This window comes from Gordonia jinghuaiqii, assembly GCF_014041935.1.
Taxonomy (GTDB): Bacteria; Actinomycetota; Actinomycetes; order Mycobacteriales; family Mycobacteriaceae; genus Gordonia; species Gordonia jinghuaiqii.
This window is the reverse complement of the sequence record NZ_CP059491.1, coordinates 4,666,188-4,690,618: the sequence shown is the minus strand read 5'-3', so window position 1 is coordinate 4,690,618 and position 24,431 is coordinate 4,666,188. Positions and strand designations below refer to the sequence as shown.

The 24,431-nt window shown below is 67.4% G+C and carries 23 protein-coding genes; 6 read left to right on the top strand and 17 right to left on the bottom strand.

The window, feature by feature from the left end:
- The first annotated feature begins 182 nt into the window (after positions 1–182).
- From H1R19_RS20870 to H1R19_RS20860, 3 genes are all read left to right on the top strand, one after another.
- Positions 183–1,379, top strand: a complete 1,197-nt coding sequence (locus H1R19_RS20870; protein WP_219850055.1) for an ATP-grasp domain-containing protein — start codon at positions 183–185, stop codon at positions 1,377–1,379.
- 97 nt (positions 1,380–1,476) lie between these two features.
- A complete protein-coding gene (locus H1R19_RS20865; RefSeq protein WP_219850054.1) occupies positions 1,477–1,671 on the top strand; it encodes a hypothetical protein in 195 nt (64 codons plus the stop codon).
- A 99-nt stretch (positions 1,672–1,770) separates the two neighbouring features.
- Positions 1,771–3,351 carry an MFS transporter gene (locus tag H1R19_RS20860; protein ID WP_219850053.1) on the top strand — a complete coding sequence of 527 codons (1,581 nt, stop codon included), beginning with the start codon at positions 1,771–1,773 and terminating at the stop codon, positions 3,349–3,351.
- Here H1R19_RS20860 and H1R19_RS20855 read toward each other — a convergent pair whose 3' ends face one another.
- The 13 genes from H1R19_RS20855 to H1R19_RS20795 form a co-directional block, all read right to left on the bottom strand.
- Positions 3,352–3,978 carry a pyridine nucleotide-disulfide oxidoreductase gene (locus H1R19_RS20855; protein ID WP_244970783.1) on the bottom strand — a complete coding sequence of 209 codons (627 nt, stop codon included), beginning with the start codon at positions 3,976–3,978 and terminating at the stop codon, positions 3,352–3,354. It abuts the gene before it with no gap.
- A gap of 170 nt (positions 3,979–4,148) precedes the next feature.
- Positions 4,149–4,808: a TetR/AcrR family transcriptional regulator gene (locus H1R19_RS20850; RefSeq protein ID WP_188328209.1), complete on the bottom strand. Its 660-nt coding sequence runs from the start codon at positions 4,806–4,808 to the stop codon at positions 4,149–4,151.
- An 83-nt stretch (positions 4,809–4,891) separates the two neighbouring features.
- Positions 4,892–5,689, bottom strand: coding sequence for an ABC transporter ATP-binding protein (locus H1R19_RS20845; protein ID WP_223204789.1), 798 nt, complete (start codon positions 5,687–5,689; stop codon positions 4,892–4,894).
- Positions 5,686–6,573 (bottom strand): ABC transporter ATP-binding protein, encoded by an 888-nt coding sequence (locus H1R19_RS20840; protein ID WP_244970782.1) that lies wholly within the window; start codon positions 6,571–6,573, stop codon positions 5,686–5,688. The genes H1R19_RS20845 and H1R19_RS20840 overlap by 4 nt, the downstream gene beginning before the upstream one ends.
- The gene (locus H1R19_RS20835) at positions 6,566–8,569 is read right to left on the bottom strand and encodes an ABC transporter permease (RefSeq protein WP_219850052.1); all 2,004 of its coding nucleotides are present in this window, start codon (positions 8,567–8,569) and stop codon (positions 6,566–6,568) included. Before H1R19_RS20835 ends, H1R19_RS20840 begins: the two co-directional genes overlap by 8 nt.
- A gap of 130 nt (positions 8,570–8,699) precedes the next feature.
- A complete protein-coding gene (locus H1R19_RS20830; RefSeq protein ID WP_188328207.1) occupies positions 8,700–9,974 on the bottom strand; it encodes an ABC transporter substrate-binding protein in 1,275 nt (424 codons plus the stop codon).
- 339 nt (positions 9,975–10,313) lie between these two features.
- Positions 10,314–11,477 (bottom strand): phosphatase PAP2 family protein, encoded by a 1,164-nt coding sequence (locus H1R19_RS20825; RefSeq protein WP_219851817.1) that lies wholly within the window; start codon positions 11,475–11,477, stop codon positions 10,314–10,316.
- A gap of 214 nt (positions 11,478–11,691) precedes the next feature.
- A complete protein-coding gene (locus tag H1R19_RS20820; protein ID WP_219850051.1) occupies positions 11,692–12,456 on the bottom strand; it encodes an enoyl-CoA hydratase/isomerase family protein in 765 nt (254 codons plus the stop codon).
- Positions 12,453–13,688: an LLM class flavin-dependent oxidoreductase gene (locus tag H1R19_RS20815; protein WP_219850050.1), complete on the bottom strand. Its 1,236-nt coding sequence runs from the start codon at positions 13,686–13,688 to the stop codon at positions 12,453–12,455. The genes H1R19_RS20820 and H1R19_RS20815 overlap by 4 nt, the downstream gene beginning before the upstream one ends.
- Entirely contained in the window at positions 13,685–15,064 is a 1,380-nt protein-coding gene (locus tag H1R19_RS20810) for an MFS transporter (RefSeq protein ID WP_188328204.1), read from the bottom strand. The genes H1R19_RS20815 and H1R19_RS20810 overlap by 4 nt, the downstream gene beginning before the upstream one ends.
- The gene (locus H1R19_RS20805) at positions 15,061–16,008 is read right to left on the bottom strand and encodes a dihydrodipicolinate synthase family protein (RefSeq protein ID WP_219850049.1); all 948 of its coding nucleotides are present in this window, start codon (positions 16,006–16,008) and stop codon (positions 15,061–15,063) included. Before H1R19_RS20805 ends, H1R19_RS20810 begins: the two co-directional genes overlap by 4 nt.
- Positions 16,008–16,463 carry a GlcG/HbpS family heme-binding protein gene (locus H1R19_RS20800; RefSeq protein WP_188328202.1) on the bottom strand — a complete coding sequence of 152 codons (456 nt, stop codon included), beginning with the start codon at positions 16,461–16,463 and terminating at the stop codon, positions 16,008–16,010. The genes H1R19_RS20805 and H1R19_RS20800 overlap by 1 nt, the downstream gene beginning before the upstream one ends.
- 45 nt (positions 16,464–16,508) lie before the next feature.
- Positions 16,509–17,849, bottom strand: a complete 1,341-nt coding sequence (locus H1R19_RS20795) for an LLM class flavin-dependent oxidoreductase (RefSeq protein ID WP_219850048.1) — start codon at positions 17,847–17,849, stop codon at positions 16,509–16,511.
- 261 nt (positions 17,850–18,110) lie between these two features.
- Here H1R19_RS20795 and H1R19_RS20790 point away from each other — a divergent pair, with 261 nt between their 5' ends.
- The gene (locus H1R19_RS20790; RefSeq protein WP_219850047.1) at positions 18,111–18,836 is read left to right on the top strand and encodes a GntR family transcriptional regulator; all 726 of its coding nucleotides are present in this window, start codon (positions 18,111–18,113) and stop codon (positions 18,834–18,836) included.
- A 121-nt stretch (positions 18,837–18,957) separates the two neighbouring features.
- Here the strand turns inward: H1R19_RS20790 and H1R19_RS20785 are convergent, their stop codons facing one another.
- Entirely contained in the window at positions 18,958–19,542 is a 585-nt protein-coding gene (locus H1R19_RS20785; protein WP_372631997.1) for a TetR family transcriptional regulator, read from the bottom strand.
- Between the two features lie 70 nt (positions 19,543–19,612).
- Positions 19,613–21,832 (bottom strand): MMPL family transporter, encoded by a 2,220-nt coding sequence (locus tag H1R19_RS20780; RefSeq protein WP_188328199.1) that lies wholly within the window; start codon positions 21,830–21,832, stop codon positions 19,613–19,615.
- 321 nt (positions 21,833–22,153) lie between these two features.
- Between H1R19_RS20780 and H1R19_RS20775 the strand changes: the two genes are divergently transcribed.
- Positions 22,154–22,555 carry a hypothetical protein gene (locus H1R19_RS20775; RefSeq protein ID WP_188328198.1) on the top strand — a complete coding sequence of 134 codons (402 nt, stop codon included), beginning with the start codon at positions 22,154–22,156 and terminating at the stop codon, positions 22,553–22,555.
- A gap of 28 nt (positions 22,556–22,583) precedes the next feature.
- Here the strand turns inward: H1R19_RS20775 and H1R19_RS20770 are convergent, their stop codons facing one another.
- Positions 22,584–23,144, bottom strand: a complete 561-nt coding sequence (locus tag H1R19_RS20770) for a hypothetical protein (RefSeq protein ID WP_219850045.1) — start codon at positions 23,142–23,144, stop codon at positions 22,584–22,586.
- 84 nt (positions 23,145–23,228) lie between these two features.
- A complete protein-coding gene (locus H1R19_RS20765) occupies positions 23,229–23,618 on the bottom strand; it encodes a DUF5997 family protein (protein WP_188328511.1) in 390 nt (129 codons plus the stop codon).
- A 48-nt stretch (positions 23,619–23,666) separates the two neighbouring features.
- Here H1R19_RS20765 and H1R19_RS20760 point away from each other — a divergent pair, with 48 nt between their 5' ends.
- Entirely contained in the window at positions 23,667–24,413 is a 747-nt protein-coding gene (locus tag H1R19_RS20760) for a LysR substrate-binding domain-containing protein (protein WP_188328196.1), read from the top strand.
- Positions 24,414–24,431: the final 18 nt, after the last annotated feature.

The window sequence follows — 24,431 nt, the reverse complement described above, 5'->3', positions numbered from 1 at the left end:
GAGAGCGTCCGAACCCGCCGACTGCCTACCGATCCCACCGGCATGTACCGGTCGTGCAGAAACTAACAGGACGAACCGACAGATCGGTAGCGATATTCCCGCCCGGTCGGCTCTTTACCCGACAGCTGTCGGCGTCGTGGTCGTGTGATCGGTCTTGGCGTTGTCTGACTACACTCGCTCGCGTGGACAGCGCCGGCCGAGCTCATGTACTGATCACATTCGGCAGATCCTTCCTGACACTGGAACTCGCGAGGCTGATGGCCGCGGGCGGCCATCGCGTGAGCATCGCCGACTCCATTCCCGTGGGGATCGGCCGGTTCTCCAACGCCGTGGACGGTTTCCATCGTGTTCCGCCCCCGAAGTTCGAACCGCTGGCGTACTGCCGCGCACTGGCGCGCATCGTCGCCGAGAACGACGTCGACATGGTCATCCCGGTCCACGAGGAGACCGACATCATCGCGATGCTCGCCGAGACGTTCCCGCCCGAATGTCGACTGTTCCTCTCCGACTTCTCCATCGAGAATCGGCTGCACAACAAGTACGAGTTCCAGGAACTGCTCGTCGAACTCGGCATCCCGACACGGAAATTCGCACGCGTGACCGGGCCCGAGGATGCAGCGGCACTCGATTTCGAGCAGCCGTTCGCGCTGAAACGCTGCTACTCGCGGGGTTCGCAGAAGGTGCACAAGGTGAACCCGGGTGACCCGCTGACGTGGCTCGAACACGACGAGCTGAACCCGTGGATCGCCCAGGAATGGGCGTCGGGAAAGAACTACTGCACCTATTCGGTCTGTCATGAGGGACGCGTGTACGCCCACGCCACCTATCCGGTCGATTACGCCATCGACGGCAGTTCCTGTCTCAATTTCCGTTCCGTCGACCACCCGCGGATCTTCGAGTGGGTCAGCGACTTCGTGCGCCGGGTGAACTTCACCGGGCAGATCGGTTTCGACTTCATCGAAGACCGGGACAGCACCGGCGCCGGCGCCGAGTTGTTCTGCATCGAGTGCAATCCGCGGGCCACGAGCGGGATCATGATGTTCACCCCCGCCGACGGCGTCGACCGCGCCATCCTGGGGACCTCCGACCCCGACGCCGGGGTCATCACGCCGGGGTCCGGCGTCGACAAGATGATCGGCCTGGGCATGTTGCTCTACGGGTGGCGTTCGTCGTCGCGCAAGGACCGGACCGTTCGCGACTTCTTACGGGACTTCCGCGGGGCGTCGGACGTGGTCACCCGCCGCGGAGACCAGAAACCCGCGCTCATGCTGCCGTTCGCCTACGCCGGAATCCTGCGGAGCTGTCTGAAGTATCGCGTCGGTCTGGCCGAGGGTTTCATGCACGATCACGAGTGGGACGGGCTGCGCATCAGCCTCTGACCGGCGTATGCTCTGCACTCACCTTCACTTGCGATCTGAGCGTTGGCGATCACGCAGGTGAGTCCGGGGAGGGACTTGAGCTCGAGGGGAGCCACTCATGAAGACTTCAATTGTGAAGCGTCGTCTGGCCGTCGGCGTGGCCGCGGTGGGTGCCGCGTGCACGCTGGGACTGGCCACCGCGCCGACTGCGTCCGCCGCACCGCAACAGGTGCAGCCGGTGCAGGCGGTGGGTTCGCTGGCGATCTGCTTCGGCGTACCGATCGGCCCGGTGTCGTTCAGCATCTGCATCTGAGACCTCCGCTCGTCCCGCCGGGTTGTGCGGCGCGACGATGCCGGTTCCGCCCGCGCCTGAACCGGCATCTGCCGGTATTCCGGCGCGTACGCTTCACCGATGACGTCGACGACGCACGTGGTCGAAGAGGGCAAGGCTCCGGAACGTGCGCGGGCCATTCTCGTCGCGCTGATCTTGGTCGCCGGGGTCGCCAACATCAATCTCGCGGTCGCGAACGTGGCGTTGCCGGACATCGGCAAGGACCTCGACGCGAGTTCCACCCAGCTGAACCTGATCGCGGTCGGATACTCGCTGGGTCTGGCGGCGTCGGTCCTCTACTTCGGTGCCCTGGGAGACCGGTACGGCCGTAAACGGTTGCTGGTCATCGGCATGTGTCTGTCGATCCCGGCATCGGTCATTGCCGGGTTCGCACCCAACTTCGAAGTCCTCTTCGGGGCTCGGCTGCTCGGTGGGATCTCGGCCGGGCTGGCCTTCCCGACGACCCTCGCGGTGATCACCGCGCTCTGGTCGGGCTCCAAGCGCACCCACGCGATCGCGGCCTGGTCGGCGTTCGGCGCCGCGATCTCCTCACTCGGTCCGCTGATGTCCGGGGTCCTGCTGGAGTTCTTCACGTGGCATTCGGTGTTCCTTGCGACGCTGCCGCTCGCGGTGACCGCGTTGCTCGCCGCGTGGTGGCTGGTGCCCGCCGACGACGGCGACAGCGCGGCGGTCGTCGACAATCTGGGCGGCGTCGTGTCGATCCTGATGGTCGGGTCGCTGGTACTCGCGATCAATTTCGCACCCAATTCCGATCAGCGGCTCCAGGTCTACATTCTTGGCGGCATCGCGATCCTCACCGGCGTCGGGTTCGTGATGCGCCAACTACGCGTACGTGTCCCGCTGTTCGATCTCCGCATCGCGGCTCGACGCACCTTCTGGGTCGCGGCCGTGGGCGGACTGATCGTCTTCGGGTCGCTCATGGCGGCGATGTACATCGGCCAGCAGTACATGCAGAACGTGCTCGGGTATTCGACGTTGCAGGCCGGGACGTCGGGTCTGCCGGCGGCGATCGCGATGGTCGTCGTGGCCCCGAGGTCTGCCCTGCTCGTCGAGAGGATGGGTTCGAGGTTCACCCTCTTGGCCGGGTACACGTTCATCGTCGCCGCGTTGCTCGTCGCCGTGTTCACGTGGGACGAGAACGCGACGTATGGGGTTGTGGCACTGATGTATGTGCTGGTCGGCATCGGAGTCGGTCTGGCGGGTACACCCGCCTCACGCGCGTTGACCGGGTCGGTGCCGGTGCAGCGCGCGGGCATGGCGTCGAGCATGTCGGATCTGCAGCGTGACCTCGGTGGCGCGATCATGCAGTCCATCCTCGGTGCCATCCTCACAGCGGGATACGCATCGCAGTTGCGTGAGACGATCGCTGATTCACCGGAGGCCGGGCAGGTCACCGAGCAGACCGAGAGTGCGCTGACCAAGTCGTTCTCGAGTGCGGAAGTCCTTGCCGAGCGCTACCCGCAGGATGCCGAACAGATCATCGCCGCGGCCCGCGACGCGTTTGTGCACGGCGACCGAACCGCATATGCCGCGGCCGCGGCGATCGTGGCGTTCGGTGCCGCCGTGGTGTTCTTCGGTTATCCCAAGCGCGACGCCGAGCGGGCTGTGATGGCGGAGTATGCGGAGCAACGCAGCCTGTGATCAGCCGTCGAACCGGCCGGCGAGCGTGACATCCTCGGTCAGGCAGTAGCCGATCGAACTCGGCTGGGAGAACGCCCATTTCGTCTCGTCCTCGGTGCACGTGACCGACTCGTCGCCACGGCTCACCGACTTGGCCAGGATGGTGCTCTCGACCGGAGCCGCGTTGCACTCGACCTCCCGGTAGTCGGCGAGTTTGCCGCCGCTGATGGGGATCTGGTAGCAGGTGTCGACGACGAAATTGGGTGTCAGGCAGAGCTTCTGGTCGCCTTCACCGAAGGTGAGCGACGACGTGTTGGGGGTGCCGCATTCGGCCGAGGTGCTGACCTTGCCTGCCGTGTAGAAGGTGAGGCCTTCGGTGCCCTCGCACTTGGCCTTGGTGGCCGTCACCTTGCCGTCGCCGGTCTCCTCGCCGATCTGCAGGCATTCGCCCACCTCGATGTCGGAGGCCTCCTCGACGGACTGGGTGCCGACGCTGAAGCTGCAGGCCGCGAGTGCCGTGAATCCCATGCAGGCGACGACGACGGCGGCGCGGCGGCCCAGCTGCCAGTAGGGATTGCCGATGGCCGGGATGGTGTCGTCCGTGTCGGGATCAGACGGATGAGCGGTCGAGCTGGTGATGCGTGACATTGTGGGGTTCCTGTCGTGGGTATCGGGTGAGCGCCCGTTCCCGGGGCTCTCGAGGCGTTGCTGTTCGTGTGAGGCCTCGCAACGATCCCGCGGGCAGCTTGGCGGAAACTTGGGGTCGGCTTGTCCGGTTCTTGGAGCGGGTTTCGGCCGGCCGTGAAACCGGCCGCCGATCAGCGCTTTTCGAGAGAGGCGTCGAGCGCCTGGAGCTGTTCTGGCCGCACGTCGCGCAGTACGGCGAGGGTTGCGGTGATCGCGAGGTCACAGGCCTCGTCGACGCCGGCACCGTCGACGATCAGGGCGCGGTGGGCGACGTCGAGGCTCATGCGCAGCAGCAGCGAGGCGAGGGTGTCGGCGCTGGCGGCGATTCGCGCGCCGTGTGCGGCGTAGTTGTCGCGCAGGCGTGCGGCGATCCGCGGTTCGAGCGCGGCGTAGAGGCGACGGTCGCTGTCGCCGCCCTCCCGGTGACCGATGAGTACGCGCAGGCCGGCCGGATGGCGTCGGGCGTAGTCGAACAGGCACCGCACCGAATAGCGCGCGCGGGCTCCATACGGCATGTCCTCACCCTCGTCGTATACGGCGAACATGAACGAGGTGAAGGTGTCGAGTTCCCGGGCCATGACGCGACCGACGAGGTCGTCGCGGGACCCGAAGTGGGCGTAGAGCGTCACGCGTGTGGTGCCGCCGCGCTCGGCGATCGCGGTCATCGTCGCGCGTTCGGCGCCCACCTCGGCGATGACCGCGCATGCGGCGTCGAGCAGATCGTCGTCGGAGGGCCGATTGCGGGTGCTGCGTCGCCGCCGTCCGGGGTTCTCGTCTTCGTTGGTGCCCACGTCGTCCCCGTTTGCTGGTGCGTCTCGTCGGGCTGTTGGTCGGCCGGTGTCCTGGGAGGTGGCGGTCCTAGGAGGCGGCGGTTCTAAGAGGCAGGGTCCTCGATGGTCCGGCCGAAGTACGCGGCCTCCACCATGTCCCGGCGCCGGCGCAGCTCGCTCGCCGGAGACGACAGTGCGACGCGGCCGTGGTGGAGCACGATCGCCGAGTCGGCGATGCCGAGCGCCAGGTCGATGTGTTGTTCGACCAGGATCACCGCCATCCGATGCTCGTCGGCGATGGCCCGCAGCCGCGGTAGCAGGTCCTGCACCGCGACGGGCGAGAGGCCGAGGCTCAGTTCGTCGATGAGCAGGACCTTGGGGGTGGCGAGAAGTGCCTTGGCCAGCGCCAGCATCTGCTGTTCGCCGCCGGAGAGGTTGCCGCAACGTCGGCCGCGCATGGTCTTGAGTTTGGGGAAGTACTGGTAGACGGTGTCGAGATCGGTGCCGTTCTTGCGCTTGGCGAGTCGCAGGTTGTCCGACACGGAGAGCCGGTGGAACACGCCACGGGTGTCGGGCACGAGGGTCACGCCTCGTCGTGCGTTGCGTTCGATCCGACGGTCGATCGGGGCGCCGAGCGCGCTCACCGAACCCGACATCAGCCCCAGTGCGCCGATCGCCGCCAGCAGGGTCGTCGTCTTGCCCGCGCCGTTGGGGCCGAGTAACGCCAAGATCTCCCCGGGCCGCACCGACGCACTCAACCCGCGCACCGCGGGTACGCCGCCGTAACCGACAGTGATGTCATCGATCTGCAGGACCGGCGTCGTCGCGGCGGCACCGGATTCGGGAGGCGTCTTGTGGGGAGACGGGTCGTCCGGGGTCCGGGAGTCCGGGTTCGCGCTCATGAGTTCTCCTTCGGCGGGACCGGCGCGGGCGAGTCGGTTGCGGGGGCGTGTGTTTCGGGTGTGGGTCGGGGCGGGTCGCCGGCGCCGGCGGCCGCCGAGGGGTCCACCTCGGGGCTGCCCAGGTAAGCCGACACCACCGCGGGATCGTCCTGGATCGCGGCGGGTGACCCGCTGGCGATGACACGCCCGAAGTCGAGGACGTAGATCCGGTCGCAGACGTCGAGGACCAGGGACATGTCGTGATCGATGAGCAGGATCCCGATACCAGTCGCGGCAATCCGCCGCAGTTCGGCGCCGAAGTCGCGGCTCTCATGGGTGTCGAGGCCCGCGGCCGGTTCGTCGAGCAGGACCAGCTGGGTCCCGCCGACGAGGGCGCGCGCGACGCCGACCAGTTTCTGTTGTCCCAGAGTGAGTTCGCCGGGCAGGGCATCGGCGGCGTCACCCAGCCCGACGAGGCCCAGCGCCTTGTCGATGACGTCGGCGGGTGGGCGCGAGCCGTTGACGACGTCGGCGAGCATGGCGCGCAGGCCCACCGGTTGCACGGCGACGGCGAGGTTCTGCGCGACGGTCAGGTCGGTGAACAACTCGCCCGCCTGCCAGGTGCGGGCCATGCCCGCGCGGCGCCGGCGGTGCGGCGTGGCCTTCTCCAGTCGCGCACCGCGCAGCGACACGGTCCCGGTGGATCTGGTGAATCCGGTGACGGCGTCGACGAAGGTGGTCTTGCCCGCGCCGTTGGGGCCGATGAGGCCGACGATCTCGCCGGCGCAGACGGTGAGATCGACGTCGGAGTTGGCGCTCACACCGCCGTATCGAACCGACAGTCCGCCGGTCTCGAGCAGCGTCGTGGTCTCGGGAGTCTGTGTCACAACCGATGTTTCAGACATGGGTATCCGCCTGTGCGTTGTGCGCCGCGCCGGGCGCCTCCGGATGAGGGGCGCGTCGGTGTCGGTGGCCGCGTATCCGTTCGCCCAGCTCGGACATCGCACCGGCGACGCCGACCGGGTTCAACACCGCCATCAGCAGCAGGCTGCCGGCGGCGAACAGCTCGTAATACTCACCGAGACTGAGTGTCTGGTTGAGGAACACATATCCGACGCCGAGCGGGCCGATGATTCCGGCGATGACCGCACCGGCGAACGAGGTGATGCCGCCGACGTAGGTCATCGCGAGCAGGGTGAGTCCGATCATCACGGTGAACGAGCCGGCGGAGAGCTGTCCGCGGCTGTAGCCGATGAGGCAACCGCCGATCCCGGCGAGGAAGGCCGACAACGCGAAACCGAGGAGTTTGGTTGCCGCGACGTTGATCCCGACGGATGCGGCCGCTCGTTCGTTGGAGCGCACCGCGAGGAATGCGCGGCCGGTGGAGCCGCCCATGAATCGCAGCACCACGAGCGTGGCGATGGCGACGACGATGAGCACCATCAGCGAGAACCGGACGGTGACGAGGTTGGTGCCGTCGCGCACGCCGAGGTCGAGCCCGAAGATCGTCGGGTCGGCGATGAGGTTGCCCTCGTAGGAGGTGATGGCGGGATTGTTGAAGACGAAGCTCTGGATGGCCAGGGCCGCAGCCAGGGTCACGACGGCCAGCTGTGCACCGCGGATGCGGAGCGCCGGGACGCCGACGAGCACACCGAGGGCGGTCGCGATGAGGGCCGCGAAGAGCATGCTGAACGGGAACGGCACGTCCCAGTCGGCGGTCAACTTGGACAGGGCGAATCCGGCGGCGCCGGCGAAGGCCATGCTGGCCAGGGAGATCTGGCCGAGGTAGCCGGTCAGCAGGACCAGGGACAAGGCGATGAGTGACAGGATCACCGACGTCACCACGCCGAACCGCCAGGAACCGGAAGTGAGGAGGATCGCCACGACGACCACGCCGACCACCGCGAGGGTCGGGACGAGGCGGATGCGGGGGATGCGGACCGCAGGCATCTTCACCTCGCCGATCGAGCCGCGGGAGGGGATTCGGCCGCCGAGGAGGAACAGCGCGATGACGACGATCACGAACGGCAGCGCGTCGCCGAGCCCGGCCTGTGCCCATTCCGGCCACCAGTCCTTGGTGGTGAGCCACGTGATGACCGATTGGAAGGCGCCCAGGACAAGGCCTGCGGCACAGGCGATCCCGAATGAGGTCAGCCGCCCCACGAGAGCCACGGCGAGGGCCGGGATGACGAAGAACGTGTAGCTGGTCTCGGTGAGGCCGATGGTGAACGACGCGAGGATCACGATGAGCCCGGTCGCGGCGCCGGTGAGTGCCCACACGATCCCGGCGAGGCGATCGGGGGAATAGCCCGACAATCGCGCGGCGAGCTCGTCCTCGGAGCCGGCCCGGGTGGCCACTCCCAGGGTGGTCAGCCGGAAGTAGGCCCAGAGCGTCAGCGAGATCGCGATGGCGACGCAGGCCAGGATCAGGTCGGAGACGTTGACGACCGCACCGGCGATGTCCACGGTGCTCTCGGGCAGGATCGACTCGGCGAAGAGGTTCTGGGTGTCGAAGCGCAGGTGCACGAGCGCCTGGATGAACAGCATGAGGCCGACGGACGCGACCACCTGTGCCAGGACAGGCGCGTGACGCAGCGGTCGGAACACGAGGAGGTGCGCGAGCAGTGCCCACACCACTGCGCTGAGCACGCCGAGCACGATCGCGAGTTCCATCGAGGTGGGGTTGTCCTCGCTGCCGAGGGCGATGGTGCCGATCGGGAGGACGAGACTGCCTTCTGTGCGAAGTGCGGCAACGAGATACACCGAGTAGAGACCGATGGCGCCCTGCGCGAAGTTGATGATCCCGGTGGCGGCGTAGATACCCACCAGGGATGAGGCGAGCACCGAGTAGATGGCGCCGGTAGAGAGTCCGAGGAAGACGAACTGGAGGAACTGACCCATGTGGCGTACTCATTCGATCGGCGCGTGCGGCGACATCTCACGCGGTGCGGAGCGCAGGTCGGGTGTGCGGATGGAGAAGAGCGGGATGTGGCGGGGTGGGTGCGAACCCACCCCGCCACATCGGGCCGTGTCAGTAGGCGCCCGGAATGCGCTGCAGCGCAGCCGGGAGCGGGGTGATGAAGCCGCCGGTGGCGGGTTCGGTCTTCTTCTCGGCGATGACGTCGAACAGCAGCATCTCGGTGGTGCAGTTCGGGGTCGTGGGCTTGCCGCAGTTGAGCTTCGGGCCGAGGAAGGACTGGTAGTCCGTGACGGCCTTCAGCGCACCGAGCACGCTCGCCCCGGTGTAATCGGTCAGGTTCGCATTGCCGACGGTGATCGCGAAGTCGGCGAGGGTGGCGAAGGTGCCGTAGGCGTAGAAGCCGCCGGTGCCGCCCTGCTCTTCGACGAACTTCTGGGCGAGCTCGAGATTCGCCTTGGCCGGCTCCGGTGCGGAGTCGATGGCCGGCGGCTGCCAGATCGGCGAATAGGTCTGTGCGCCAACGGCCTGGGCGCCCAGGGTGTCGATGAAGTCGGTACAGGCGGCCATGAACATGGTGCCTTCGTACTTGACCGAGCGCAGCGATTGCGCCAGCTTGGTGCAGATGTTGTCGTTGGCTGCGGTCATCAGTCCGGCCGCCGCGGGACTACCCTCGGCGAGCGTGGTCGCCAGCGAGGTGAAGTTCGGGCCGGCCGGCGGGTAGTAGACGGACTTCACCTCGATGCCGAGCTGTGCGCCGAGCGGTTTCATCAGGCCGTCGAACACCTGATGTGCCTGTGGCAGATCGGCGTTGGCCAGCGTGAGTGAGGCCTTGCCCGTTGCCTTGAGTTGCTGCATGAATCCGACGAGGAAGGCGGCGGGCGGCGGACCGAAGTACACGCGGTTCTCCGACGATGCGCCGGTCGAGGTGTTGAACGGGATCTGGCCGACCAACGGGATACCCGCGGAGGTGAGAATCGGCACCGCTGAGGCGGATTCGGCGTTGAATCCGTCGATGGCGGCGATCACGCCTGCCTCGACGAACTGGTTGGCGCACGACACCGTCGACTCAGGGGCGGTCTGATCGATCCCGCAGTCGACGATCTCGATGGGCCGGCCGCCGATGCCGCCGATCTGGTTGTTGATGTAGTCCACGGCGGCCTGCTTGCCGGTGGTCACACCGGCTTGGGTCGCGGGTCCCTTGCTGGGGTTGAACAACCCCACCTTGATCGCTTCGCCGGAGGCCTTGGAGCCGCTGGCATCGGCGGCGGAGCCGTCCGACGATCCGCCGTCGTCGCTGCTACACGACACGACCGAGAAGATGCATGCCGCGGCGACGGCGACCGCCGCCAACCGTCCGGCTCTCCTGCGAGAATTCGACCAACGCATGTTTCGACTGCCTTTCCCGATGTTCTCCGGGCACGACGCCGAGAGCCCCGCACGAGGGCATGGCGACATCGCCCCGACGGGGCTTCGAGGTGAGTGAGTTCGCTAACTCAGTGTTCTGGCTGAGTCCCAGGTTCGGCACAGTCCGCCGAGGTCACGGCGCTGAGTCCACCTCGGGTGTGACGTGGACCACTCGAAAACTAGCGATACCCTTACGTCGGTGTCAAGCTGTTCCGGCGAAATGGACACACAGTCGACGGAACGCCGGCGGTCGTGCCGGGTCGCAGCGAGTTGGCAACGCGCAGTGGACAAACACTCCGGTCTCGGCAGCGCCCAGGACGGTCAGCCTACTGTGACGTTGCCGTCCCGATTCACCGTCACCTCGGCGTTGTAGGCACGCACGAGATCCAGGCGCTGCCACGACGAGCGCCCCGGGCGCTGGTCGTCGAGCGGGTATCCGGCCGCGTGAGCGGTCTGTTCGAGCACCTGTCGCCGCTGCTCGACGGTGAGCCGCGGGAACGCCGTCGCGATCAGATCGATGGCCTGTTGCGGCACGGCCATGGGATGTGCCGCCGACGAGACCCGGCCGAAGCCGTAGGTGAGCCGTTGCTCGTAGATGCGCTGGGCGTCGGCGTCGGACGCATAGGGCGTGTCCTTGCCGATGCACGTGGACAACGCTGCACTGCAACGCCATTCGAGCTCACGACGGATCTCGGTGGACGCTTCGTCCAACAGCCGGCGGAAGGCCGGATCGTTCCGTCGATCGGCGGCCGCGGCCTGGCCGACGATCGCCCCGCCGATCACATCGAGCGGATAGTGCACGCCCAGAACGATGCGGTGATATCCGCCCTCGGAGGCGCGGGTGAGGAACTGCGGTCCGAGCTCGGGCAGCATCGAGGCGAGAAGGGTGCCGCGCCAGAAGAACAGGCTCGTGTGGCCGGACGGGAAGGAGGGGCTGCTGCCGAGCGCGTCGTACTCGCTGGCCCCGGCGCGCATGTACTTCCGGATACGTTCGGGTGCGACGATGAAGGGGCGGTCGTAGCCGAAGACGTACTTCTCGACGAAGGTCGCGTTGGCCAGGCCGCCCGCCCGGGCCAGATAGTCGCTGAACAGGGCGGTGGTCTTGGGCAGCCGGCCGGCGGTGAGCGCGGCGCGGAAGTGTCGGCCCAGCTGCTCGCCGAACGCGTCGGACATCGTCCACAGCGGATCGTCGTGAGCATCGGCGAGTGCGCGGCGCTGCAGGGCCGGTTTGTCGGCAGCTGCCTGGTTGACGGCGACAGCGGTCTCGAGGTTGCGCGCCATCACCTCGGGGTGGTCGCGACGCAGCGCGGTGAACGAGTCGATCGGCTGCAGGTAGACACCGCCGGGATGCGACGAGATGTCGGAAGCGTAGAGGCGGGCGAGGTCGGTGACCGGGAACGGCGCGGGTGTCGGCTTGGCGGGTGCGGCCTGCGCGGGAGCCACCAGCGCGACGGTGGCGGCGACCGCAGTCACGGTGCCGAGCAGCGAGGTGGTCAGTCGCGAGCGGAGGCGGCGGTGAGGTTGCCGAGTCGCCCGGCGCGGCGATGTGGTGCGAGGCCGGGCGTTGCCATCCGTGGTCACCCCACGATCCTAGAGCGAAAGTTCGCCGGACGAACGGCAGCCGCCGCGGCCGGGCCGCTGACTACACGGCGCCGATCGCGGAGGCGGCGGAACCGAACGAGTGTCGACCAGCGGCGGTCTACCCCGAGGGCGGCGACGGGTACTCGGGGCGCCCGGCCGTCAGCCACGCATCGAGCTCGGCGACGGCGGAGCTCCGCGGATTGGTGATCGCCCCCGCGCGCAATCGTGTCGAGTAGCTCTTCAGCAATCGCAGCGCGCCCGGTTCGGTGTTCACGAGACCGTCGACGAGCCGCTGCGCCTCGGCGTCGAGCTCCGCCTCGGCGACGACACGGCTCACGAGGCCGATCGACAACGCCTCGCGGGCGGACACCTCGCGGCCGGTGTAGACCAGGTCGCTCGCGGCCCTGGGACCGATGAGCTCGGGCAGGTACTCCGCGACGACCAGCGGAGCGAGACCGTGGCGCACCTCGTCGAAGCCGAGTGTCGCGGTGTCGGCGGCGATGGTGAGGTCGGACTGAACTGCCACGCCGCTACCGAAGCCGAACGCCCGACCGCGGATCACGCAGACGCTGACACCGGGGAAGTCCCGGAGCGCCGTGTTGGCCTCGAGAATGAGTCCCAGCGACTGCGCCTTGGTGACGCCGGGAACCTTCTCCTTCTGGTCCCGGCCGATGCAGAAGTCGTCACCCTCGGCCCGGACCACCAGCAGCAACGAACCCTGCGTGTGCGCCGAGCGCAGTGCGTCGATGAACTGCTTCATGGCGCCGTAGGTCAGCGCGTTGGCCAGGTCCGGGTTCGCGAGTGTCACGGTCGTGACCGGTCCGTCGTGGTCGGCCCGGACCAGCGGAGGCCGGTCGGTCTCGGTGGATGCGTCGACGGTCATCGGACGGTCGCCGCTTCTCTCGAGTCGTGCAGTGCCGCATCGCCGACCACGGGGTCGGGCACGCGGAGCCCGCGCGACCGGAGTATGGGGAGCACGGCCTCGGTGAAGAATTCGAGCTCAGGACCGTAGTCGTAGAACCCGAGCTGAACGCCGTCGACACCGGCTGAGTGGAGGCCCTCGAGCTGGTCCGCCACGTCGGTGGGACTGCCGATGATCTGGACGTGTCCACCCAGAACCCGGTCCGCCGGAACGTGTTCGGGCCAGCCCTGGGCGTCGCCGGCACGATGGCGGGCGTCGTAGTTCACGATCGATGCGGTGTCGGCGGCGCCGGTGATGGCATCGCGATAGGCATAGGCCTCCTCGCGGGTCTCCTTGCAGATGACCATCGGGAACACGATCGTCTTGTGACGGTGGCCGGTCCGATCGAAGGCGGCGTCGATCTCCTTGGTGATGTCGGGGATCGACTTCATCGCGTCCGCGTACGGAGCGCCCGAGCGACTCGAGGTGAAGACGATGTCGGAGTGCTTGGCGGCGTACTCGAATCCCGCCGCAGATGCGCTGGCCGACACCATGATCGGGCGGCCGAACCCCGGACGCGGAGACACGTACGCCGACTCGAGGTCGTACCACCTGCCGTGATGGGTGAGGTCTTCCTCGCCCGCCCACAGGTCTTCCATGATCGAGGCGAATTCGTCTGCGCGCGCGTATCGTTCGTCGTGCTCGATGCGATCCATGCCGAACATGAGCGGCTCGCGGGCGTCGTAACCGGTCACGATGTTCAGACCGAAGCGGCCGTCGGCGATGTGATCGGCGGTCGCGGCGAAGCGGGCGAGGTGCAGCGGATGCCAGGAACCGTAGAGTACGTGCACCGTCGAGATGGTGACGATCCGCGAGGTCAGCGGTGCGAGTGCGACCGTGGAGATGAACGGGTCCAGGAAGTTCTCCCGGTAGTTCGTCTCACCGCCGAATCCGCCCTTCTTCACCCACTGCTGGAGTCCGAAGACGAAGTCGAGTCCGTGTGATTCGGCCGCCAGGGTGAGGTCCCGGTTGTACTTGAAGTCCCAGCGGGTGTCGCGCGGATACGTCGACTGTGAGAAGCCGCCTGTCTGCGTGGGAAGGAACAAACCGAGCATGAGGGGCTGCTGCGCGATCCGCGACAGCGGGCTCGTGGGGTCCTCCAGTGGCGACGGGGGCCGGTGCAGTGCCCCGACCGCGTCGGTGGAACTCGTCATCGGGTGGCTCCTTCCGGGGCGGCGTCGAGCTTCTCGTCTATCTGGGCGGGTGCGGGCAGGGTGGTGCCGCGGGTCTCCGGTCCCATGAACCAGGTGACCAGGACCCCGAGACCGTAACCGGCGCAGCCGATGATGACCGCGGCGCTCGAGATCGATCCGAACGCGGTGATCAGCGAAGCGCTGATGAGGGCGCCGATGGCGGCCGGGAACCGGGCGAGGTTGAACACGAGGGTCATGCCGGTGGCCCGGACGTTGGTCGGGAACAGCTCACTCGGGTACAGCGCCAGCCAGGTCATCTGGCCGAGGGTGAAGAAACCGTTGACCGCGGCCCAGAAGACCAGCGAATTCTTGCTGTCGGGCAGCAGGAACATGCAGGGGGTGACGGCGACCGAGGCGAGGAAGAAGGTGAAGATCACCGGCTTGCGTCCGACCAGATCCGCCAGCCAGCCGTTGACGAGGTAGCCGACCACACCGGCCGCGTTGTAGGTGAGGACCACGAGGGTGACGGCGCTGGGCACGTCGTCGACCGTGCCGACGAGGATGCTGCGGGCCTGGGCCGGAATCCAGGTGGACACGGCCCACCAGCCGATCATCGACGCGAGGGCCCCGGTCGACAGCATCACGACACGGCGGCGGTAGACCGGGTGCGAGAAGACCTGGCTGATGGTGGGTTTGATCAATTCAACGGCCTGCTCGGTGCGCAGTGCACCTGACGCCAGGGCGGCGGTGACGGCACGGCGCTGCTGATCGGCCTTGACCCACAGCGGCGAGTCGGAAGCGGCACGGCGGATATACAGGACGAGCAGAGCGGGGACGACGCCGAGTGCGTACATCCAGCGCCAGTCACCCGGGTTGCCCTGATTGACGAGCTGCCAGACGCCGGTGGCGATGAGGAAGCCGACGCCGAAGCCGCTCTGCAGCAGTGCGATCCGCAGGCCACGACGCTTGGGCGGTGCGGTCTCGGCGACAAGTGAACTGCCGCCGCCCCATTCGGCACCCATGCCGAGTCCGGTCAGGAAGCGCAGCAGGAGCAGCACGCCGTAGGCCGGCGCGAGGGCGGTGAGTCCGGCGCACACCGAGTACCACAGGATCGACACGATCATGACCCGGCGACGCCCGTACCGGTCGGCGAGAACGCCCGATACCAGGCCGCCGATCGCCCAGGACAGCAGCGTGATCGCGAGGATGCCGCCGACGTAGTACGCGGAGGCGTCGGGACCGACGAGGTCGCTGACGATGAACGACGCGACGAGGACGGTCGCGAACGTCTCATAGCCGTCGAACATCCAGCCCAGGTAGGCGCCGGCGAAGGCGTGGCGTCGACCGCTGCGCTGTTCAGGGGTCTCTTTCTCCGGTGGTGTGACTGTCTGTGTCATGAGCCGTGGCCTTTCGAGGTGGTTCCGGCGGACGCGGAGACCGGGAACAGGGTGTCGAGATCGAGTGAATCCAGATGTTGTGCAAGGTGTTCGGAGTCGGCCGAGGGCATCGGGCGGAAGGGTGCGGCGGGGCCGCCGAGATCGTGGCCGAGGGCCGCCATCGCCGCCTTCATGGTGGTGGTGAGGCCGTGTTTGCCCCAGAGGCCGGGGAACTGACGGAAGTGGCGCTGCCACTGTGCGGCCCGGGTGTGGTCGTCCTCGCGATGTGCAGCGACGACCTGCGCACCGATTGCGGTGCCCGGTGGCGGCATCATCGCGCCCGAGCCGCCGAGCAGAAGTGTCGTCTGCAGGGCCTGCATGGTGGTGTAGTACCGGGCGTGCCCGGCCGAGTCGATCTCGGCGCACAGCCGGCCGATCTTGGTGAGGTCGCGTGAGCTTTCCTTGAAGCCGACCACGCCGTCGATGCGGGCGAGTTCGGCCATGGTCGGTGCATCGGTGTCGGTTCCCTGAGATGGGTTGTGGTAGGCGATGATCGGCAACGGACTCGACGCCGCGATCCGCTCGAAGTAGGCGGTGAGGTCGCCGATACCCGCCGGGTTGCCGCCGGGATGACGCGGCATCAGGACCTGGATGAAGTCGGCGCCGGCGTCGGCTGCGGACTCCGCGAGTCGCAATACGCCTGCGACGTCGGAGTGCGAGGCGCCAGCCAGCACCGGGACACGCTTGCCGACGGTGTCGATGGAGGCACGCAGGGTCGCGAGACGGGTGGTTTCGTCGAGGATCTGGTACTCGGAGACCTCCGCGCCGAGGAGCGAGATCGCGTCGCAGTGCCCGACCATGATGTCGAGCAGCGAATCGAGCCGCGCCTGGTCGACGTCGTTGTCCTCGGTGAACGGGGTCAGGGCGGCGCCGATGATGCCGGTGGGTGGGAGCGTGTGCGACATCAGTGTGTTCCGGCGGTGGCCGGCACCTCGACGGGCTGACCGACGCCGGCGCGGTTGATGGCGTGGGCGGCGACGTCGTCGTCCTGGGCGGAGTTGCCGCCGCTGATCCCGATGCCTCCGATCACGCTGCCGTCGACGATGATCGGGACACCGCCCGGGATGACGTTGAAGTGCCCGTCGTTGGTCTGGTTGATGCCCCAGGCCGGGCCACCGGGCTGGGACACCGTGCCGTAGAAGGACGTGTGGTTGCGGGCGCCGGCCGCGGTGAACGCCTTGTCGACCGCCAGGGAAACGCTGGTGATCTTGGCGGTGTCCATGCGGTCGAAGGCCACGAGGTAGCCGCTCTCGTCGACGACGGCGATGCACATCGGCACATCGATCTCGAGTGAACGTTCGGTGGCGGAGGCGATCAGCGCCTTGGCCTCGGCGAGGTCGATACGGGAAATCTGCAGCATGGGTTCTCCTGGGGCGGTGGCGTTGTTGCTGGACGGGTATGTCGGTCAGGCGACGGGTCGGGTGGCAGGGGCGAGGCCGAGATCGTCGCGGAATGTATTGCCCTGGTACTCGGTGCGGAAGAGTCCGCGATCCTGGAGCCGGGGGACGACCTGGTCGACGAAGTCTTCGAGACCGTCGGGCAGGACGTCGATCATCAGGTTGAAGCCGTCGACGGCGCCGGCGCCGTACCAGTCGGCGATCAGATCGGCCACGTCGTCAGGTGTACCGACGACCTGAACGTGGCCGCCGCCGTTGCGGTACAGCAGTTCTCGAACCGTCAGGTTCTCCTCGGTGGCGAGCCGGACCGCGGCGTCGCGGAAACCCTGTGAGGCATTGAACGACGAGTTCGCCCGGACAAGGTCGGCGGGAAGTGGCTTGTCCAGTTCGAGGTCGTCGACACCGACGCCGATCCGCAGCGCGAGTTTGCGCAGCTCGGCGTCGGCGCTGAGGTCGTCGAGTGCGCGCTTGCGACCGCGGGCCTCGTCCCGGGTGGCACCGATGACCGGCACGAGCCCGGGCACGATCTTGACGGAATCCGGGTCACGGCCGAACTCCGTTGCACGGCGTCGTATGTCGGCGCGGAACTCGGTGGCGGCCGCGCGGGTGTTCTGGACAGTGAAGACCACATCGGCCGTGCGCGCTGCGAGCCGGCGGCCGGACTCCGACGCGCCGGCCTGGAATACCACCGGCCGGCCCTGTCGGGTGCGGGGAAGCGTGAGTGGCCCGCGGACCGAGAAGTGGGTTCCGACGTGGTCGATCGGCGTCACCTGGCTGCGGTCGGCGAACTGCCCGCCGTCCTTGTCGCCGGTGAGCGCACCGTCGCCCCAGCTGTGCCACAGCGCTGTGACGACGTCCATCGCCTCTTCGGCGCGGGCGTAGCGGTCGTCGTGCCGGGGAAGGTCACTCGCCCCGAAGTTCGCCGCGACATCGGGCACGAAGGTGGTGACTACGTTCCATCCCGCGCGGCCTCGGCTGAGGTGATCGAGGGCGGAGAAGCGGCGCGCGAGGTTGAACGGCTCGTTGAACGTCGTCGACGACGTGGCCACCAGGCCGAGCCGGTCGGTGACCGCGGCGAGCGCGGAGAGGACGACGATCGGATCGAGCGCACCGAGGTTCGGCCGCTCGAGGTTCTCCTCCGAGAGGGCGAGGGTGTCGGCCAGGAACAGTCCGTGGAGCACACCTCGCTCGGCGGTCTTGGCGATGTGCTCGTAGAAGTCCAGGGTCAGGTAGTCGAACGGGTCACCCGAACGATGTCGCCAGGCGCCGAGGTGCATTCCCACGCCCATCGCGGTGGTCATGAGGATGGGACTGTCCGCGGAGGTGCGATCGTCGCGCAGTGCACTCACGGGGATCCTCTGCTCGGTTCGGGTCGCCGACCCAGGGCGGGCAACCGCCGGAAAATCATGGTCAACGGCGATGTCGACGGATGTCTACAAGTGTCGACGGACGTATTCATACGGCTGTATGCTGGCCTGGTGCAAGAGTTCCGCGCAGCGTGAACTTTTCACCGACAGAGAGTTCGTGGAGAGTGTGTCGATCCGGTACGAGCAGTGAACGACCTGCCGTGCCGCCGAGCCGTAACCACCATCGCCGCCCGAGGAGCGCCTGTGCCACGAGAAGACCTGGAGTCGGTGTCCGGCTCGGGAGGAGCCGGGGAGCCCGGCGTCGACGCGGGCGGTGCCAAGGGTGCTCTGTATCAGGTCATCCGGCAGGAGATCCTGGCCGGCAACCCGCCCCCGGGCGGGGCGCTGCAGGAGGTCGCGCTGAGCAGTCGGCACGGGGTCTCGCGTGCGCCGGTCCGTGACGCGCTCCTACGACTGGAGGCCGACGGTCTGGTGGAACGGGGGCCGCGCGGAGCGGTCGTCCGGGTACGGACCCCCGACGAGATCTTCGACATCTACCAGGTGCGAATCGCGCTCGAGGCCGAGGCGGTGGAGTCGGCGATCCGGCATGCGACCGAACTCGACTTCGCGCGGCTGGCGCTGGTCCACGAGAATGCTGTCGCTGAGACCGATCCGGCCCGGGCCCGTCAGCTACATGCCCGGTGGCACCGAGTGTTGGCCGCGGCGTCGCGTAACGACACAATCTGTGAAGTGTTGGAGCGCTTGAATTCTCAACTTGCAACCTATGAGACGCGGTCACTCGCCGAGCCGGGGAACCTGACGCACAGTCATGACGAGCATCTGCAGATCATCGACGCCATGGGCGCCCGGGACGTTGTCACGGCCCGCGACCTGATCACCCGCCACCTGCAGCGCACCCGGGATGTGCGGGTGAGGGCGCTGCTGTACGTCGAGGACGAGTCCGGCGTCGGGTCGCACCTCGCCGACTAGACCGACAGCCGCTCTACCTCGCATCGGCGTACTGCCTCAGCAGGGCGGGCTGCCCGAGTCGAATCGGTCAGAGGTTTCCTTCGCCAACCAAAACGACTCGTACAGAGGCGATCACGCTCCATCATCTCCCGAGTGGGAGTCCCTGCTCGAGGAGGTCGATGGCACGCAGGGTCGCCTCGATGCGCGGCGGGCCGCACACGTTGTCCGGGTCGGCCGAGAGCTGGCATGCCACTCCGGCCACGGCGTCCAGGAACACTTTGAGTCCGAAGTCGTCGGCGTCGATCCCGAGGTAGTCGGCGACCAGCTGGGTCACGCCGGAGAGCATCCGCTCCGACTCGATCTGAAAGGTCTTCTGCAGCAGCGGCTCTGTACGGATCAGGTTCATGCGCAACGGGTTTCCGACCCAGGGGTCGTCGACGGTCAGTCTGTGCAGTTCGGAGAGGAGCCGTCGGATGAGGTCGAAATGGCTCAAACCCGGTGGCATGGACGCCACGATGGACCGGGCCTCGTCGTGCAGATGCTCGTCGCCGACGACGACCAGCTCCTTGGTGGGGAAGTAGCGGAAGAACGTCGTGTGCGAGACGCCGGCTGCCTCGGCGATCTGCTCGACGGTCGTCTTGGCGTACCCCTGCTCGGCGATGAGGGCGATCGCCGCATGTCGAATGGTGTTGCGGGTGCGCTGTTTGTGTTGCTCGCGCAACCCCATCCGACGCCCCGGGACAACTCCCGGGGCGTCGGTGAGGGTGTCGCTCACGTGCATCTGAACATTTAACTCGTCAGGATGCCGGCACCGGCGTCTTGGAGTCCTCGTCCCGAGAATCCTCGAGTCCGAGGTGGCGGACCGACTCGCCTTCGATGTCGAAGTTGAGAACGAAGCGATCCAGCCAGCGGGGCAGGCCCCAGGCGCGGTCGCCGAGCAGCGCGATGACCGCCGGCACGACGAGCATGCGGATCACGAAGGCGTCGAACAGGACTGCCGCCGCGAGCGCGAAACCCATCATCTTGGCGGTTGTCTCCGGGGAGAGCATGAACGCGGCGAAGACGCTGATCATGATGATCGCCGCCGACGTCACCACGCGCGCACCGTGCTTGTAGCCGGCGACGATCGCCTCCTTGGCCGTCATGCCGTGGAGATACTCCTCGCGCATTCGGGTCACCAGGAACACCTGATAGTCCATGGCCAGTCCGAACACCACGCCGATGAGGAAGATCGGCAGGAAGGAGATGATCGGTTGCGTCTGCGAGATGAGCCCGCCCCATCCCTCCTGGAAGATCGCGACGGTGATGCCGAAGGTCGCCAGCACGGAGAAGATGAATCCGATCGTGCCGACCAGCGGGACCCACAGCGAGCGGAACACCCCGATCATGATCAGGAAGGCGAGACCGACGACCACGATCAGGTACGGGATCAGCGCCTTGTCCAGCTTGGACGACAGGTCGGACATGATCGCCGTCTGACCGCCCACATGCAGTTGCGCGCCTTGGCTTTCGACGGTCGGCGCGAACTCGCGGATCTGCTCCATCAGCTCATGGGTGGCGGGCGAGGACGGCGCGCTCCGCGGGGTGACCGTGATGAGCGCGGTGTCACCGTTCTGGCCACCGGCGTTCCCCATCCAGGTCAGCGCCTGGGGGTTGGTGACGTCGTCGAGGCCGGCGATGTGCTTGACCGTTTCGTCTGCGGCGGTCTTGATCTGGCCGTTGTCGGTGTGCACGACGACGAGCAGCGGACCATTGATGCCCTCACCGAAGCCGCGGCTGAGCAGTTGCTGGGCGGGAATCTCGTCCCCACTGGTCAGCGAGAGTCCGAGTTCCATCTTGGTGGCCGGGATTGCGGCGCCGGCCAGGGCGAGCAGGCCGATGACGATGAACGGGATCGGCCACTTGACCACGGTGCGCCCGAGGCGGATTCCCATGGTGTCGGTTTCGGATTCTTCGGCGTGCTTGATCCACGGGATCTTGGGCAGGAACGCGAACCGTCCGAACGCGCTGAGGATCGCGGGGATGAGCGTGAGCGCGGCCAGGACCGCGATCAGCACGGCCACGGCCGCACCGGCACCCATCTGGGTGATGAGCGGGATGCCGATGACCACGAGCGCGACCACGGCGATGATGACCGTGAGGCCGGCGAACACCACGGCCGATCCCGCGGTACCCACGGCTCTGCCCGCGGCATCCGCGGGACTGCCGCCCCTTCGCAATTCGGCTCGGTAGCGCGAGACGATGAACAGTGCGTAGTCGATGGAGACCGCGATGCCGAGCATCGTCACGATGGCCGTCGCGGACTGGTTGATCGAGAGCACCTCTGCCGACAGGTTGAGCAGCATGATGGTGATCGCCACGCCCACGATCGCGGTGACCAGCGGGATGAAGGCGGCGACGAGAGCGCCGAAGGCGACGATCATGACCACGAATGCGACGGCGAAACCGATCATCTCGGAGGCGCCGCCGGGCTCCATGACCTGCATGAGCGAGCCGGTGGCCTCGACCTGCAGGCCGTCACCCCGGTTCTCCTCGAGGATCTTGACCAGCTGGTCCTTGTTCTCGACGGTCAGGTCGAGCACCTCGATGTTCTGACGGACCTGGATCAGGCCGACGCGGCCGTTGTCGCCGACGACCGACGGCGCGAGGGCCGGATCGGCTGCCGCGACGACCAGCGGGTTGACCACGGTCTGCGGCTCGATCACGTCGGGGAGGGTGCGCAGGTCCTCGGTGAGCTTGTTGATCTGCTCGACGTGGTTCTGGAGGCCGTCGTCGGCGGCGATCAGAATGCTGGTCGACGCCCGCTCCTGCTGTGCCATGACCTGGGGGAAGTACTCCTGGACCTGATCGGTGGCGATGCCCGAGTCGGTACCCGGCAGGCTGAAGTCCGTGGCGAACTTCGGCTGCAGCGCGCCGACCAGCGCGCCGACGGCGATCAGCGCGGCCAGCCAGACCGAGATCACGGCCCATTTGTGCCGGAAGGAGAACCTTCCGAGCTTGAACAGATACGACGCCATGGTGTGTGAAACCTTTCCGGTTCAGAATGCGCAGGTACGGCACTGTCTCAGCGACGTCGAGCATCAGTGAGCGACTCCGACAAAAGCGACACAAATGTTAGTCGCTAACACTGGTTACGAGTATCACTTGGCGAACTGAGATCGCCACCATCGGTCAGCCTCTGCGACCGAACCCTCTTTCGCGTGACAAACGAACGCAAAATCTGGGACCAGATACGACCGCCGAGACACCGGTCCTGGGACTTTTCCGGCTCGTGGGGTATTTTTCTGCGCAGTGACGGCCTGCGCCTGGGGAGGGCGCCGTCAGGGGGAGAGATACAAATGGGAATCACAAGGCGTTTCGTGCTGGGCACGATGGCGTTCTCGAGTGCCGTCGGCATCATGCTGGGTGCCGGCACTTCCGAGGCCGGAGCGGTCGACGCGAAGGACGGCCAGGAGGTGCACTACGTGCTCAGGTCGAGCACGCAGGGCATCGACTACCTGGAGATCAACGACGTCGCGGGCAACCGCCTCACCTGGACCGACCAGGACTTCGCCCACCGGGCCGAGCAGTGGTACTACGCCAAATGGACCTACCGCGCCAAGGGCGCGCGCGAGGCCCGGATCGTCGCCCGGACCGAGAACACCGACGCACTCGGGTGGATCGAGTGTGAGACGTGGATCGCGGGAAAGCGAGTCGCGCACGACATCGCGCGCGGCCCGCACGCCACGGCCCGCTGCTGACGCGAGTCCTCGTCCGGCCGGTCCGCGGTCAGCGGGCGTTCGGCGGGGCCTGGTGGCCGCGTGGGTCGGCATTGCCACGCGCGTCGATGTTGGTCCGGGGGTCGATGTTGGTGTGGCGACCGGTGTTTCCGCGCGGGCCGGCGTTCAGGGGCGGTTGATCGCCTTGGGCAGGTCCCTGGTGCTGTCGAGGATCGGGGTGCTGGTCGGGGTTGCGGCTGTGGGCCCCGTCGCCGCCGCCGTTGTTGCGTCTGACGTCGGGATCGATCTTGTCGGCCCGGGCGAACTCGCTCTCGACCTCGTGCCGTGACTCGGCAGCCTGCCCCTTGTGGGTGCGGGCCAGTTCGTCGAGCCGCTTGGCCTCGGCGGCCTTGGCATCTGCCTCTGCCTTCGCCTGGCGAGCCTTGGCGTCGGCCTCCTCGGCGATCGCCTCACGGTGACGGACCGCGGAGACCTCCTGGGCGGCGTTCTGGCGGATGTCCTGGGCCTTTGCTCGTTGGTGGGTTCTGCGCTGGCGCAGGAGCAACAGCAACAAGGCCACGACGACGATCACGACGACGACGGCGATGATGATCCAGACTGCGGTGTCCATGGACTACTCCTCGATCGAACAATGGGTGTTCGACGGGTACCCCGTGCGCGATCTGCCTAACCGCTGCGACCCGACGGCCGAGGCTCAGGACTTGCGGTCCGCCTCTGCCTCTTCGCGATCACGACGCCGGTCGGCGTGAAGTGACTTGACCCGACGCTCCTCGCGGCGTGCCTCCACCTGGGTGGCGCGTTCGGCGACGAGCCATTCCGGCATCTCGGCCAGCAGTTCGTCGATCTGCGCGGTGGTCAGCGCCTCGGTGATCCCGCCTCTGACCAGGCCGGAGTTGGAGATGCCGAGCTTGGCCGCCACCAGATTCTTCGGGTGCGGTCCGTTCGCGCGCAGGGTGCGCAGCCACTCCGGCGGGTCCGCCTCGAGGGCGGCGAGCTCGGATCGGGTGATGGGGCCGTCCCGGAACTCCGCAGGAGTGGCCGGCAGGTATACGTCCAGCTTCTTGGCGGCCGTGGCCGGCTTCATCGACTGCGAACTCATTCCTCGAGGGTATCGGGCGGTAGCCTCTGTCCCGTGACCACGCCCGACGACGCCCCCGTTTTCCGCCTGGCGTATGTCCCCGGCGTGACCCCGGGAAAGTGGGTCCGGATCTGGGCGGACCGTCGAGCGGAGGTGCCGCTGGAGCTCGTCGCCCTCGACGTCGCAGCCTGCGCGGATGCCGTCGGACAAGGAGACGTGCACGCGGCCATCACACGACTCCCCGACGCGCTCCGGCACGGCGACGCCGGGCCGCACCACACGATCGACCTGTACGAGGAGACCACCGTCGTGGTGGTGCCGAAGGACCACGTGCTCACCGCAGGCGACGAGTTGACGCTGTCCGACCTCGCCGACGAACAATTCCTCTGGCCCCTCGACGAACCGATCATCATGACCGACCGGCCAGGCGCCGCGGTGGAACATCGACCCGAAACCCTCGGCGACGCAATCGAACTCGTGGCCGCCGGGGTGGGCCTGCTGCTGGTCCCGCAGTCGTTGGCGCGGTTGCACCACCGCAAGGATCTGGTCTTTCGCCCGATCACCGACGCCCCCACCGAGACCGTCGGCCTACTGTGGCCGGCCCCGACCACCGACTTGGCCGACGAGTTCGTCGGCATAGTCCGGGGCCGGAAGGCAACGTCATCTCGCGGGCGCTCCGAACCGGCGCCGAAGCGTTCGGCCAAGGAGAAGGCCGCTGCCAAGAAGGCGGCACGTGAGGCGGCGGGAAAGACGCCGCGCAAGGGCGCCGCCAAGAGCGCCAGGCGCCCCAGGCGGCGCTGACCCCTCGCCGCTACAAGT

Excerpts from the sequence above, each read along its gene's own strand:
- H1R19_RS20865 (WP_219850054.1), top strand. The coding sequence starts at position 1,477 with ATGAAGACTTCAATTGTGAAGCGTCGTCTGGCCGTCGGCGTGGCCGCG.
- H1R19_RS20860 (WP_219850053.1), top strand. The coding sequence starts at position 1,771 with ATGACGTCGACGACGCACGTGGTCGAAGAGGGCAAGGCTCCGGAACGT.
- H1R19_RS20855 (WP_244970783.1), bottom strand. The coding sequence starts at position 3,978 with ATGTCACGCATCACCAGCTCGACCGCTCATCCGTCTGATCCCGACACG.
- H1R19_RS20845 (WP_223204789.1), bottom strand. The coding sequence starts at position 5,689 with ATGAGCGCGAACCCGGACTCCCGGACCCCGGACGACCCGTCTCCCCAC.
- H1R19_RS20840 (WP_244970782.1), bottom strand. The coding sequence starts at position 6,573 with ATGTCTGAAACATCGGTTGTGACACAGACTCCCGAGACCACGACGCTG.
- H1R19_RS20835 (WP_219850052.1), bottom strand. The coding sequence starts at position 8,569 with ATGGGTCAGTTCCTCCAGTTCGTCTTCCTCGGACTCTCTACCGGCGCC.
- H1R19_RS20830 (WP_188328207.1), bottom strand. The coding sequence starts at position 9,974 with ATGCGTTGGTCGAATTCTCGCAGGAGAGCCGGACGGTTGGCGGCGGTC.
- H1R19_RS20820 (WP_219850051.1), bottom strand. The coding sequence starts at position 12,456 with ATGACCGTCGACGCATCCACCGAGACCGACCGGCCTCCGCTGGTCCGG.
- H1R19_RS20815 (WP_219850050.1), bottom strand. The coding sequence starts at position 13,688 with ATGACGAGTTCCACCGACGCGGTCGGGGCACTGCACCGGCCCCCGTCG.
- H1R19_RS20810 (WP_188328204.1), bottom strand. The coding sequence starts at position 15,064 with ATGACACAGACAGTCACACCACCGGAGAAAGAGACCCCTGAACAGCGC.
- H1R19_RS20805 (WP_219850049.1), bottom strand. The coding sequence starts at position 16,008 with ATGTCGCACACGCTCCCACCCACCGGCATCATCGGCGCCGCCCTGACC.
- H1R19_RS20800 (WP_188328202.1), bottom strand. The coding sequence starts at position 16,463 with ATGCTGCAGATTTCCCGTATCGACCTCGCCGAGGCCAAGGCGCTGATC.
- H1R19_RS20785 (WP_372631997.1), bottom strand. The coding sequence starts at position 19,542 with ATGGGGTTGCGCGAGCAACACAAACAGCGCACCCGCAACACCATTCGA.
- H1R19_RS20780 (WP_188328199.1), bottom strand. The coding sequence starts at position 21,832 with ATGGCGTCGTATCTGTTCAAGCTCGGAAGGTTCTCCTTCCGGCACAAA.
- H1R19_RS20775 (WP_188328198.1), top strand. The coding sequence starts at position 22,154 with ATGGGAATCACAAGGCGTTTCGTGCTGGGCACGATGGCGTTCTCGAGT.
- H1R19_RS20770 (WP_219850045.1), bottom strand. The coding sequence starts at position 23,144 with ATGGACACCGCAGTCTGGATCATCATCGCCGTCGTCGTCGTGATCGTC.
- H1R19_RS20765 (WP_188328511.1), bottom strand. The coding sequence starts at position 23,618 with ATGAAGCCGGCCACGGCCGCCAAGAAGCTGGACGTATACCTGCCGGCC.